At 59.0% G+C, this 12,392-nt stretch carries 10 protein-coding genes; 6 read left to right on the top strand and 4 right to left on the bottom strand.

Going from position 1 to position 12,392, the window contains the following annotated elements; translation table 11 throughout:
• Nucleotides 1–518 precede the first annotated feature (518 nt).
• Nucleotides 519–1,370: a hypothetical protein gene (locus P3W75_RS04760; protein WP_276226212.1), complete on the bottom strand. Its 852-nt coding sequence runs from the start codon at nucleotides 1,368–1,370 to the stop codon at nucleotides 519–521.
• A 378-nt stretch (nucleotides 1,371–1,748) separates the two neighbouring features.
• Here P3W75_RS04760 and P3W75_RS04755 point away from each other — a divergent pair, with 378 nt between their 5' ends.
• From P3W75_RS04755 to P3W75_RS04730, 6 genes are all read left to right on the top strand, one after another.
• Nucleotides 1,749–1,955, top strand: a complete 207-nt coding sequence (locus P3W75_RS04755; protein ID WP_276226215.1) for a helix-turn-helix transcriptional regulator — start codon at nucleotides 1,749–1,751, stop codon at nucleotides 1,953–1,955.
• Nucleotides 1,956–2,334: 379 nt separating this feature from the next.
• Nucleotides 2,335–3,327, top strand: a complete 993-nt coding sequence (locus P3W75_RS04750) for a YagK/YfjJ domain-containing protein (RefSeq protein ID WP_276226211.1) — start codon at nucleotides 2,335–2,337, stop codon at nucleotides 3,325–3,327.
• 156 nt (nucleotides 3,328–3,483) lie between these two features.
• On the top strand, nucleotides 3,484–4,398 hold the full coding sequence (locus tag P3W75_RS04745) for a LysR substrate-binding domain-containing protein (RefSeq protein WP_276226210.1): 915 nt from the start codon (nucleotides 3,484–3,486) through the stop codon (nucleotides 4,396–4,398).
• Between the two features lie 97 nt (nucleotides 4,399–4,495).
• Nucleotides 4,496–5,779: an NADH:flavin oxidoreductase/NADH oxidase family protein gene (locus tag P3W75_RS04740; protein WP_023105827.1), complete on the top strand. Its 1,284-nt coding sequence runs from the start codon at nucleotides 4,496–4,498 to the stop codon at nucleotides 5,777–5,779.
• 119 nt (nucleotides 5,780–5,898) lie between these two features.
• A complete protein-coding gene (locus P3W75_RS04735) occupies nucleotides 5,899–6,480 on the top strand; it encodes a Fe-Mn family superoxide dismutase (RefSeq protein ID WP_276226209.1) in 582 nt (193 codons plus the stop codon).
• A gap of 106 nt (nucleotides 6,481–6,586) precedes the next feature.
• Nucleotides 6,587–7,606, top strand: coding sequence for an NAD(P)H-dependent flavin oxidoreductase (locus P3W75_RS04730; protein WP_276226208.1), 1,020 nt, complete (start codon nucleotides 6,587–6,589; stop codon nucleotides 7,604–7,606).
• A 235-nt stretch (nucleotides 7,607–7,841) separates the two neighbouring features.
• Here the strand turns inward: P3W75_RS04730 and P3W75_RS04725 are convergent, their stop codons facing one another.
• The 3 genes from P3W75_RS04725 to nhaA form a co-directional block, all read right to left on the bottom strand.
• Complete coding sequence (locus tag P3W75_RS04725; RefSeq protein ID WP_276226207.1) at nucleotides 7,842–8,894, bottom strand: mechanosensitive ion channel family protein; 1,053 nt, start codon at nucleotides 8,892–8,894, stop codon at nucleotides 7,842–7,844.
• Nucleotides 8,895–8,987: 93 nt separating this feature from the next.
• Nucleotides 8,988–10,721: a peptidoglycan D,D-transpeptidase FtsI family protein gene (locus P3W75_RS04720; RefSeq protein ID WP_276226206.1), complete on the bottom strand. Its 1,734-nt coding sequence runs from the start codon at nucleotides 10,719–10,721 to the stop codon at nucleotides 8,988–8,990.
• Between the two features lie 197 nt (nucleotides 10,722–10,918).
• Complete coding sequence (gene nhaA, locus P3W75_RS04715; RefSeq protein WP_276226205.1) at nucleotides 10,919–12,277, bottom strand: Na+/H+ antiporter NhaA; 1,359 nt, start codon at nucleotides 12,275–12,277, stop codon at nucleotides 10,919–10,921.
• Nucleotides 12,278–12,392 lie beyond the last annotated feature (115 nt).

The raw sequence follows: 12,392 nt of genomic DNA, 5'->3' as shown, positions 1-12,392 counted from the left end.
GGCATTAAAAAAGCCGGCTTGTGGTCAGCTTTTTATTATTTTATGTGCTTGATTTTTAAATAAATTATTTATGGTATTCACCGGTAACCCACACCTTAGCCCACACTCTGAGACCCGCTGGAATTTTGATTCATTTCTTGTATGACTCGAGGTTTAGGTGAGTGTGTCGGTAGCACGGGGGCTGCTCGGCTTCTTCGTCCTGCATGCTGCATTTCAGATCGGTCTATCCGGGGCTCTTCTGGTTCCCTGCTTGTTGATGATTGGCCAGGTTGCCACCTTTGGTGAGTGGCGACGGGAAGACGTTAGATTGGAGGGCACTCTATTTCTACGGCCTCTGGGCCTGCAGAAGCTCGTTCGGCTGCCGGCGGAATAAACCGACATGAGAAGCTTGCCGGGGAGCGACTTCAGGGCAACTTTGGCTCAGGTCTTTCACAGAAGCCTCCCTGTTGTGCTGGGTTGGGATAGATGGCATGAAACGAGTTGTACATATCCTGGCTGAAGTTTTGATTGTTATGTGGTTACATGTCTCGTAGATAAATGTGATGTTCTGCCTCCATTAGGATTAATTTTTCTATAATTTTTGATTGGCTCTTTTTGTCGTTTCCGCTGAGCTCGTTTAAAAGATCTTTTGCTTTTTTCGAAATTCGGACATTTAGTTGTTGCTTGTCCGGGTTTCTTTCTTCAAATTTCCTTTTGTTCCAAGATGCCTGGATTTTCTTTATTATTTCTTTTCTGTATGGTCTTTCGTAATTATCGTTATCGAAGTGAATTAAAAGCTCCTCGTAATTTCTTATTGGCTCTGGCTTTATGAGTCTTTGTTTGGACTCTTTTTCAAACCATTCTCCAGCACATATGCAGCGTTGTAGGCCTTCTTTGGAATCAGAAAACCATCTGTAATCTGTGTCGTGAGATTCATGTCTTCGCCATTCAGAATGAAGGCGCTCAACTAACTCGACTTTCCTAGGTAGTGGATGCTCCCAAAAATCTATTATGGCAATTAGCTTTTCTCTTCCAAATAGGTTTACAGAGCCTCTAGCGAACCTTCGACTATCGGTCTGGGTTAGATCTTCGATTCGTGGTGTTAGCCACAAAATCTGTCTCTTTTCCTCTTTCATCCAGCTGAAGTTTTCTTCAGGAATAATGGCGGTATAGATGTCTCTTCTTATCGTCTCTAGATCAGATGGATGCTTAGATAAGAATTCGTAAATATCCTCTCTCATTCTAGGCGTATTACATGCGGCGGGATCTAGGTTTGCATTAAATTCTTCTTTTAATGTCAGCCATAGCCAAATATCTCGGCGATCATTTCGAAATGAATCTTTTATCATTTCGCTCAAGTTGTCTTTTATTAATTTTTTGAAATCAATCATTGTCTTGCTCTATTGATTTAAATTAATTAATTCATTTATTAAATGAATGTGGAATGATTTTATCATGCCGCCAGTAGAATTCTAGCAACATTCTAGCAATGTTCTATCTGAATTCTATTCATGTTCTATCACAATTCTAGCTAAATTCTAGCGTCTTTATTGGAGGGCTTAGCTTAAGAGAATTGGCCGTTTCACTAGGTTTCAGGCGTCTTCTACCTTCTCAGGAAACGCTTCTTTCCAAAGGATGTGGTGTCCCATCTCCCATCTCCCGCTCCCTTCTTAATTCTTCTTTGTCGAACGTAAGGTTGGTTCTGGCCTAGTTAATTATCACTAGCTCCCCCCATCCTCTGGACCAATACAGGAGCATCATCCATGTCCATGAGGATCATCAGTTTGAAAGAGGTCATGGACCTCACCAGTCTTGCACGTTCGACAATCTATAAGTACGTCGCTCTCGGCACGTTCCCGCTTCCGTTATCTGTGGGGGAACGTTGCGTTCGTTGGTTGGAGAGCGAAGTGCACGAATGGATCCTTGAGCGGATCGCTGAGCGCGATGAGAAAGTCCAGGTTGCAGGTAAGCATTGATGGCGATAGAGATACCCGATGACCAGGGAGTCCTGGTCATCGGGTATCTCTGCCGTCTGCTTAGGTTAGTGCTCTTTCTCAGATAACTCCCAGTTGCCTGCTCTGTGAATTATCCCGGTTACGCCTGGAGTTCTTCGTCTGAATGCTCGATGGCGCTTGTTGTTTTGCGAGCAGGGCAGTGTGGTTTATTGATATAGCTACTAACTATCTCTAACCATCTATCTAATCCATACACCTACTCCATCTCCAATAACCTATCTCTAATCCATCCACCTCTCTCCACTCATGGCTAGCTACCACAGGAACCTAACTACCACCTCTCCAGTTTAAAAATACCCACTCCGTACTTGGTATGTCTTAAACCAACCAGGTACACACCATGACCAATCAAGCAGCAAAACACCTCTCCCAATCCGACATCGCTATCCAGATCGAACGACTCGTGAACGCAGTGATCCGTCACGACTGTCCTGCATTCAGGATTAGCTATGACGCACAGGGGGATGAGGTCATCAAGAGGACCAGGCTCTCTCGGTATTTCGATCACATTCGGCAGATGTATCACCTGGTGCATGACGAGACGTATGCCCTGAGTGAACACCTGATCGCGTTCAAGGAGGCGTGCTACGACATCGGCATTGAGTTTGGGATGTTCGGGATGACGTGCATGGACGAGAGCGAGGGAGGGCTCCTGTCAGAGGCCCAGACCTACAACTGGCTCGTGGAGAGGATCCGGGAGCATGTGCAGACCAAGTGGTTCAAGCGTGGGAAGCATGACCGTGTATGCCGGGAGAAACGCAATCGGCAAGCCGTCACTGAATACGTAGAGCGGGTGATGGATAGCCGCTCTCGTACTGTGGTGGTGAGGGTGGATCTGTACTACCGGGAAGCAGCACGTAGTCGCCTGAAGGTAGAGGACGTCTTCGAGGACCTGGACAGGCTGATCCGGGCTCGGGAATACGATCCAGTCTTCCAGCACGAGACAGGCTACATCTGTGCTGTGGAGCAAGGGGAGGACATGGGCTACCACATCCATGCAGCCTTCTTCTTCGATGGCCGGAAGGTGCTCATGGACATCGTCAAGGCTAAAGCGATTGGCAAGCTGTGGGAGAGGATCACGGATGGCTGGGGGTACTTCCACAGCTGCAACCATGACAAGGCACGGTACAAGGAGCGGTGTGGGGTAGGCATGTTCAAGCATCACGACGGTACAGGTAAGCAGAACGTCATCAATGCCTGCCACTACCTGATCGAGGATAGCCAGTCGTTGCGGGTGAGGCCTGTAGGGGCCAGGTGCTTCCGTTTGGGGCGCCTGACCAGCTTGTCGGAACGTGCTGACCACGCTCTGACTCCATCTCGTTGGGCCCGTTAACGGTAGTGATGGGTTGCGATCCAGAGCAGCCTCAATCCAGCGTTGATGGTCTTGACTGGTTGCCTGCGGTTCCGATGGCAACGTAGGCTGACCTTGTTTCCGATGCGCGGGAACAAGGCATCCATTCCATAGCCGAACCTTCTGAAGCAGCTCTCCATGACATCGATGCGACGTCCGCCTCCGCTTCAACTTCTTCCGGCATTCGAAGCCTCGGCCAGACTTCTGAGTTTCAGCAAGGCCGCCCAGGAACTGCACCTGACGACTTCGGCGATCAGCCAGCAGATCAAACAGTTGGAAGATCAGTTGGGGCTGCCACTGTTCCGGCGCCTGACCCGGCGCCTGGAACTCACGGACGCGGGCCACCAGTTTGCCCGGGTGGCCTCGCAGACGCTGGCAACATATCGACAGGGGCACGCCGAGTTCGTCCATCGTTTCGACAGGCCGACGCTGCGATTGAGCATGACGCCCCTCATTGCACATGAGTTCCTGCTTCCCCACGTCGAGGTTTTCCAGGCCCGCCATCCGGGAGTGAGCCTTTCGCTCGAAGCCAGCATGGAGTTGGTCGATTTCGAAAAGGAGCCGGTCGATGCTGCCATCCGCGTCGGCCACGGCCAATGGTCCGGACTGGAATCCTGGCTGCTGTGCGGATGCGAGGCAGTGCTGCTCGCGGTCCCCTCTCTGCTGGCGCGGCATCCGGTGAACCGGCTGGAAGACCTGGAGCACCACACGTTGATCCGCCGCAGGCATGAGCAGTTCGGCTGGGAGTCTCTGGCGAGTCTCGCCAAGATTCCCACTGTCCCGAGCAAAGGGGATCTGCTGGTGGATTCCGATCTGGCTGCCCTGCATGCGGCGGAACGGGGCCTGGGGATCGCCCTGGGCTTCCTGCCGGCGGGGACACCGTTTTCGAAACTCTGGCCGGACACCCGCCTGGTGGCAGTGCTGCCGCCGCTGACGACGCCACTCAGCGCCTACTTCGTATTCCGTCCTGACAACGGAAAGGCTGAACTGCTCAGGGATGCCTTCGACTGGATTCGTTCCCAGGTGACACCGGTGTTCAGTCCTGATGGTTAAGCAGGGCTTAATCGTGCGACAGAAATCATCGTTCGTCATGCACAGGGCCAGTCCTTAGAGTCGTCAGCACACGCAGGTTGCTGCAGCGAGGGCTCCCATGAACGCATTCCAGTCAGAAAAGCCATCGGTCGAATACCCCGAATCAGGCCTGGCCAAGCCACTGATCCTGAAGACCGGCACCATCATCCGCAATCGCATCGCCAAGGCGGCCATGCACGAATCCATGGGCGACAAGCATGGAGCCCCCAGCCACTGGCTGCTGCCGCTCTACGAGGCCTGGGCGCAGGGTGGTGTCGGCCTGAGCCTCACCGGCAATGTCATGATCGACGGCCGGGCTCGCAGCGAGCCTGGCAACGTGGTGGTGGAGGACGAGCGACATCTGGAGTTCCTGCGCGAGTGGGCACGGCGAGGAAGCAGCGGCGGTACCCAGCTCTGGATGCAGATCAACCATCCCGGGAAGCAGGCGATGAACGGCCTCAATCGGGAGAACCTGGCGCCCTCCGCCATCCCCTTCAACGCGGAGCTGGCTCCCTATTTCCCGACACCCCGCGAAATCCGGCCTGACGAGATCAAGGAGGTCATCGATCGTTTCGCCAGCACCGCTCGTATCGCCAAGAAAGCCGGATTCGGTGGTGTACAGATCCATGCCGCCCACGGCTATCTGATCAACCAGTTCCTGTCGCCGCACCATAACCGACGCGAGGACGACTGGGGCGGTACGCCGGAGAAGCGTCGGCGTTTCCTCATGGCCGTCTATCACGCTATGCGAGATGCGGTGGGCCACGATTACCCGATAGGTATCAAGCTCAACTCGGCCGATTTCCAGAAGGGCGGTTACGACGAAGGTGAATCCATGGAGGCCGTGCTGGCCATCGCGGATGCTGGTATCGACATGATCGAGATTTCCGGTGGCACCTATGAGTCACCGGCGATGACCGGCACACAGCCGGTGCAGAAGGAAAGTACTCGTCAGCGCGAGGCCTATTTCCTCGCGTTCGCCGAGAAGGTGAGGGAACAGACGTCCGTGCCACTGATGGTGACCGGTGGCTTTCGTACCGTCGCGGGCATGAATGAGGCGTTGCAGAGTGGGGCTCTGGAACTGGTCGGGCTGGCTCGCCTGCTCAGCCTCGACCCCGCCGTACCGCAACGTCTCCTTGCTGGCCTGGACCCTAGCCATGAAGTCAGCCCCAGGGTTTCCGGCGTGGAGGCTATCGACCGCTCGCGGATGATGGAAATCATCTGGTACACGCACCAGCTCATGCGCATCGCGCGCAAGGGGCAGGCCCGCCCGGACGAGTCCGTCCTGAAAGTCGCGCTCTGCTACATGCTGGGCAATTTTGTCCGCGGCGACATCGGCTTGCCCAAGTTCCGCGCCGGCTGAGCGCGTATGCCTGCCGGTGCGTAACCGGCCTTCCCTGAAGTGATTCCAGGCCTGGCGCTTCGCTGCCCGCCGGTTAGCCCCTGTCGGATGATTTCTGCCATCGCAAACGGAGAACACCCATGGCATTCGAACTTCCCCAGCTTCCTTTCGAACTGGACGCGCTCGCTCCCCATATTTCGAAAGAGACGCTCGAATATCACTATGGCAAGCATCACGCGGCCTACGTAGTGAAATTGAACGAGTTGATCCGAGGTAGCGAGTTCGAAGGCCGCACCCTGGAGGAAATCATCAGGACTTCCGAAGGGGCGACCTTCAACAACGCTGCGCAAATCTGGAACCACAGTTTCTATTGGAACTGCCTGAGCCCCAGCGGCGGCGGTCGGCCGGACGGCGCGTTGGCCAATGCCATCGACACCGGATTCGGCTCCTTCGAGGGGTTCCAGCAGGCGTTCAACGACAAAGCGGTCAGCAACTTCGGCTCTTCCTGGACCTGGCTGGTGAGAAAGCCCAGCGGCTCGCTCGCCATCGTGAACACCAGCAACGCGGAAACGCCGCTGACCTCTGCCGATAGGCCCCTGTTGACCTGCGACCTGTGGGAGCACGCCTACTACATCGATTATCGCAATGCCCGTCCCAAGTACCTCAATGCGTTCTGGCATCTGGTGAACTGGGATTTCGTAGCGGCCAATCTGGCCTGCTGAGTCATTGCATCGGCGATGTCCACCCACCAAGAGAGTCAATGTAATGAACAACGATCAAGACTCCCGTTGTCTATCCGCAATCGGTGAAGCGGGCAGGTCATCGCCCTTGAGCAAACTCGAGTCGCTGGGAGTCCGTTATCCCGTGATGCAGGCCGGCATGACGTCCATCTCGGGGCCGGCTTTGGCCGGGGCGGTTTGTGCGGCAGGAGGAATCGGCACGCTGGGTCTGCATGATGTCTCGGTCTGGGAACGAACCATCGAGCAGACCCGGGCGAAGGCGGCCGGGCAACCGATCTGCGTCAACCTGCTGCTGCCCTACACGCGCGTGAAGCATGTCGAAGTGGTCATCCGTCAGCAGGTACCGATGGTCACGCTGTTCTGGGGGGATGGAAAACCCTTGATCCAGCAGCTTCGCCGCGAGGGTGTCTTCGTCTTCCAGCAGGTGGGGTCGAGGCAGGAAGCGGAAAGGGCGCTCGATGCCGGGGTCGACGGGTTGGTTGTGCAGGGTGTCGAGGCTGGTGGCCATGTCAGGGCAACCCAGCGGCTCGATGCTGTTCTGCCGGAAATCGTTGCGCTGACGTCGACCATCCCCCTTTTCGCGGCCGGAGGCATTTACACGGCAGAGGATGCTGAGCGGGCTATTCGTCTGGGGGCACATGGCGTCTGCTCGGGAACACGCTTTGTGCTGACGCCCGAGAGCAACGCGCATGAGGCATATCGCCAGAGGCTGCTGGCAGCGCAGGATACCCTTGTCACTGAACTGTTCGGATTGGGATGGCCGGACGTTCATCGTGTGGTGCCCAACAAGGCGACCGATCGCTGGTGTCGGGCGGATGGTTCCATTCCCGCCTGGCTGCGGTGGTTCAATTCGAGCCTGTCGTTCACACGTAGGCTGCTACCGATGAAGGCCCATGCGGCCGTTTTCCAAAGACCGGGCCTGCCGGTCTTTTCGCCCGTTCCACTCGTCGACCAATTGCCCGCGGCCTTGCTCGAAGCTACAGCGCTATATGCCGGCGAGCAGGTGGGCCGTATTCGCAGCATTCTTCCCGCCGCCGAGATCGTCGAAGAGCTGGCTCGAGGAGTCACGCTGGGCGGTGTCGCAGCAAGAGCTCACGCGAGGAGTTAGCTTCAGCCTGAGGGCCAGGGGGACTTCAAGGGCCGTTTTTGAGGGCTGAAGGGTGATACACCATTACATAGAGGGTTGTATTGCTCGTGTCACTTTGACACTATCCAATCGTCATCATTGCAGCTGACCAGTCTGAACCCCATCTCCTGCTGAGCACCCACAATGATGGATATTCCCTTTAAGGACCCGGCTTCGGCCGGGTTTCTTTTTATTTCAGGGCCGCGACAGGAAAGCTCTATTGAACTGCCTTGCCGGTTTGCTCCGGAATGCGCAATTCCCGTACCGGGAAGGCGAATTCGACGCCTAGCTCATTGAGCCCCGAAAGCAGCCGCAGGTTGATCGCCTGCTGGACGTCCATATAGCGGTTGTAGTCGGCGGTCTGCATGATGTAGACGACCTCGAACAGCAGCCGGCTTTCTTCGAAGGCGGCTAGATGGGCGCGGTCGAACTTCGCCTCTGTCTGGGCGTCGATGATTTCCTTCACGAGTCCCGTCACCGCCTTTGCCTTGTCGGCTGGGGTCCGATAGCTGACCCCGAACTGGAACACGATCCGTCTGGTATTCATTCGTTTGTAGTTATGCAGCGTCTGCTTGAGCAGTTCGGTGTTGGAGCAGACGATCTGCTCGCCACTGAGGCTGCGGATGCGGGTGGTCTTCAAGCCGATGTGCTCGATGGTGCCCGCCACGTCACCGAACACCACGAAGTCATCGATCTCGAACGGCTTGTCGAAGCCAATCGAGAGTGATGCGAACACGTCGCTCAAGATGGTCTGCACTGCGAGTGCTACAGCGATGCCACCTACGCCCAGGCTGGCGATCAGGGCGGTGATGTCGACGCCTAGGTTGGCCAGGATGGAAAGTAGCATCACAGCCCAGACGACGATCAGCACCACCACCGAGATGATTGTCGCCATCACTGGGTTCTGGATGCCACCGAATCGCGAGAGGGCGAGGTCGCGGGTCCACAGGCGGGCGCAGGCATCGAGCCACAGTGCTACCTGGAGGGCCAGGATGACGAACCATCCATGGGCCAGCGCCATCTCCCAGTTGACGGGAAGGGTGACCAACTTGAGGGCCAGCATCAGCGCGAAGACGAACACCAGGGTGTTGCGGGTCCTGTTCGCGATGACCGATGCGTAGCGTGCCCAGTGGCTGGTCCTACCCTCCAGGCGCTTCCGCGTGGCGCCCAACAGGAAACGAAACAGCCCGTAGCCGATCACGGTCGTGGCCGCCACTAGCAGCAGATGACCGAGAAAGGCCAGATCGAGCCAGGTGTCGAGTTGCTCCATGGAAATCCTCCCGTTCGACTCGGTTTGAATAGTTTTGGTCGAGTCGGGTCGGGAGAAGTTCAGGAAAATGGCGAAAGGCGTTTCGAGGGCACCTCAGCCCGACGCCAGTGTCTGGCTAGCCGTTGCCGCCTCGCGCAAGGGCGGCTCCGGCAGATTGTCGGGTGGGGCTTCCAGGATGCGCAGGGCGCCGCTCATCACGCGACTGAACACCGGCGCGGCGACCTTACCGCCGAAGTAGCCGTCGCGGCTGGGCTCGTCGATCACCACCGAGATGGCGATGCGCGGAGCGCTGACCGGGCCGAAGCCGACGAACATCGAGCGGTAGGCGTTTTCCCGGTAGCCGCGCGCACCGGTGGCGGCCTTGCGCGCTGTGCCGCTCTTGCCGGCCACGTGATAGCCGGGCACCCGGGCGCGATGGATGCCGCGGGGTGATTCGACCACCTGTTCGAGCATGGCCGTCACGGTGTGCGCGACCTTTTCCGGAATGACCTGCTCGGGGCGCGGCGCGCGCTCGCGGCGCACCAGCGACAGGGGCATCATGCGCCCGCCATTGGCCAGGGTGGCGTAGGCGTGGGCCAGCTGCACGGCGGTTATCGACAGGCCGTAACCGTACGAAAGCGTGGCCGTCTCCGCTGGCCGCCAGCGCGGATAGGCTGGCAGGTTGCCGACGCGCTCGCCGGGGAAGCCCAGACCAGTGTACTGGCCCAGGCCCATCCGTTGCATCACGTCGTGGATGGCTTGGCCGCCGATGTCGAACGCCACCTTGCTCATGCCGACGTTGCTGGAGTTGATGAGGATGCCGGTGAGGTCGAGTATGCGGCCCTCGCTGCGGGTCACGTCGCGAATGGTGTAGTGGCCGATGCGTAGGCTGCCGGGCCACACTTCGACCTGGTCAGACGGCCGCCAGCGGCCGCTTTCCAGGGCGGCGCACATGGAAATGGGCTTGACGGTGGAGCCTGGCTCGAACACGTCGGTCAGCGCGCGGTTGCGGATGGCCGCGGGATCCAGGCCCTGGCGGTTGTTCGGGTTGAAGCTGGGCTGGTTGGCCATCGCCAGCAACTCACCGGTACGCACGTCGATCATCACCAGGCTGCCGGCCTTGGCGCCGAACTGGTCCAGCGCCCGCCTCAGTTCGCGGTTGGCGAGGTATTGCAGGCGCAGGTCCAGCGACAACGCCAGGTCCTTGCCGGGCTTGGCGTTGCGCACGACCTGCAGGTTCTTCACCACGCGCCCGTACAGGTCCTTGAGCACCAGGCGTCGGCCGGGCACCCCGGACAGCCAACTGTCGAAGGCATATTCCACGCCCTCCTGGCCGTGGCCGTCGATATCAGTGAAGCCGACCACCTGGGACGTCGTATCGCTGGCCGGGTAGAAGCGCCGATACTCTTCCCGCGCATAGACGCCCGGCACCTTGCGCGCCAGGATGGCCTGCCCGACCACCGGCGGCAGGCCCCGCTCCAGGTAGAAGAACTCACGTTCGCGGTTGGCCTGCAGGCGCGCAGCGAAGGTCGCAGGCGTCTGGCCCAGGGCGTTGGCCAGCTCGGCCCAGCGTTCGGGCGCGGTGGCCAGTTCCCTGCCGTTGGCCCAGAGGGTGAGCATCGGCGTGCTCACCGCCAGGGGCTCTCCCCGGCGGTCGGTGATCTCGCCGCGATGGGCGGGAATCTTCAGATAGCGCAGGCTGCGTGCATCGCCATGGGCTTGCAGGAACTCGCGCTGATGCAATTGCAGTTCGAGCAGGCGCCAGCAGAGCACGGCCGAAAGAAGACCGAAGAGCAGGATGACCAGACGCAGTCGCCAGGGGTGGCTGAGGCTGGGCGGAATGTTCATCGGGCGTCGCTGTCCGGGCGTTTCACTGGGCTATCTGTCGACCTGGGGGGCTGGAAAGGGGCAATGTACCATGTCATCCGGGCCGCCCCGGTTCGGGTGTTCGGTCCGCGAGGCTGATGCTCGTCCGAGCAATAGTGGGCGGACTTCGTCCCTCAGGCACGACCGTTGGCCCTGAGACGGACCCTGGATCGGGTCGCTCACTTCGCGCGCGCAGGCTCCCGCCCCTTGTCCTGACGCATGACGAAAGCCCCCCACGCCAGCCCCAGCGCCGCGGCGAAGGTGGAGCCGATCAGTACGCCGAGCTTCGCGGGGCCGAGCAGGCTGGGATCGGAGAAGCCGAGCATGGCGATGAAGATCGACATGGTGAAGCCGATACCCGCGAGCAGCCCGATCAGGATGACGCCTCGCCAGGTGACCCCGCTCGGCAATGCACACCAGCCCAGGCGCACCATCAACCAGGTGATGCTGATGATGCCGAGTGGTTTCCCGATGATGAGCGCGGCGGCCACGCCCAGCAGGACCCAATGCGGCGCCTCGGCAGCCAGATCGATGCCCTGGAGGCTGACCCCAGCGTTGGCAAGGGCGAACAGGGGCATGATGCCGTAGGCGACCCAGGGATGCAGGGCCTGCTGAACGCGTACTACGGGCGGGACCAGTTCGCGTTGAGCATGGCGCAGGCTCTTCAGGGGCGGCATCAGGTCGCTTGCGTCCCGTTCCGGTGATTGGGCCCGGCCGATCAGTTCGCCGGTGATGCGCGAAACACGCTCCAGGGGGCGCTCCCGCATCGGCATGCTGTACACCGGTGTCATCAGGCCGAGCACCACGCCGGCCAGGCTGGGATGCGCCCCGGTCATGAGCAGGCCGGCCCAGGTCACCGCACCCGGAAGCACATAGGCGTAGGCGGTTCCGACGCCGATCTTCTGCAGGCCGAGCACGAGCAGGATGCCCACTGCCGCGATGGCGAAGCCACTGTAGTCGAGGCCTCCTGAGTAGAAGACGGCGATGATCAGGACCGCGATGATGTCGTCGATGACGGCCAGCGCCAGCAGGAACACCCTGACGTTGGCGGGGATGGATTTGCCCAGCAACGCCAGCACGCCCACCGCGAAGGCGATGTCGGTGGCCGTCGGTATGGCCCAGCCCGAGTGCGCGGCGGGGGTGTGGTTGATCGCCAGGTAGATCGCTGCCGGCGCCAGGACACCACCAACAGCCGCTATCATGGGTAATGCCGCCTGGCGCAGGTTGGCCAGGGCACCCTCATGGATTTCCCGGCGGATTTCCATGCCGACGACCAGGAAGAACACGGTCATCAACCCATCGTTTATCCAGAAGTGGAGCGAACGCGAGAACGTGAAGGAGCCGATTCCGATGGACAGCGGAGCGTGCCATAGGGCGTCGTAGCCATGAGCGGCCGGGGAGTTCGCCCACAGCAGGGCGATGACGGCGGCGACCAGCAGGACGGCGCCACTGACGGCTTCGATATGCAGGAAACGTTCAAGGTTGGCGAAGGCGCGCTCGGCCATTCGCTGGGCACGGGGCAGGGGATTCTGTTGCATGCGCACAAGCTCTCCGCGCGGCGGCCCGACCTGCGCATTGACCTGTCTCGCCACCCTTGCAGCAGACACCCGGAGCGCAAGTCTACAGGACCCTTTCGCGGTGAGTGAAGTACCA

The organism is Pseudomonas citronellolis (genome assembly GCF_029335315.1).
In the GTDB taxonomy this organism is placed as follows: Bacteria; Pseudomonadota; Gammaproteobacteria; order Pseudomonadales; family Pseudomonadaceae; genus Pseudomonas; species Pseudomonas citronellolis_A.
Note: the sequence above shows the minus strand (reverse complement) of the source record. Positions and strands in the feature narration are given on the sequence as shown.

Excerpts from the sequence above, each read along its gene's own strand:
- P3W75_RS04750 (WP_276226211.1), top strand. The coding sequence starts at position 2,335 with ATGACCAATCAAGCAGCAAAACACCTCTCCCAATCCGACATCGCTATC.
- P3W75_RS04725 (WP_276226207.1), bottom strand. The coding sequence starts at position 8,894 with ATGGAGCAACTCGACACCTGGCTCGATCTGGCCTTTCTCGGTCATCTG.
- P3W75_RS04720 (WP_276226206.1), bottom strand. The coding sequence starts at position 10,721 with ATGAACATTCCGCCCAGCCTCAGCCACCCCTGGCGACTGCGTCTGGTC.
- P3W75_RS04740 (WP_023105827.1), top strand. The coding sequence starts at position 4,496 with ATGAACGCATTCCAGTCAGAAAAGCCATCGGTCGAATACCCCGAATCA.
- nhaA (WP_276226205.1), bottom strand. The coding sequence starts at position 12,277 with ATGCAACAGAATCCCCTGCCCCGTGCCCAGCGAATGGCCGAGCGCGCC.
- P3W75_RS04735 (WP_276226209.1), top strand. The coding sequence starts at position 5,899 with ATGGCATTCGAACTTCCCCAGCTTCCTTTCGAACTGGACGCGCTCGCT.
- P3W75_RS04760 (WP_276226212.1), bottom strand. The coding sequence starts at position 1,370 with ATGATTGATTTCAAAAAATTAATAAAAGACAACTTGAGCGAAATGATA.
- P3W75_RS04745 (WP_276226210.1), top strand. The coding sequence starts at position 3,484 with ATGACATCGATGCGACGTCCGCCTCCGCTTCAACTTCTTCCGGCATTC.
- P3W75_RS04755 (WP_276226215.1), top strand. The coding sequence starts at position 1,749 with ATGAGGATCATCAGTTTGAAAGAGGTCATGGACCTCACCAGTCTTGCA.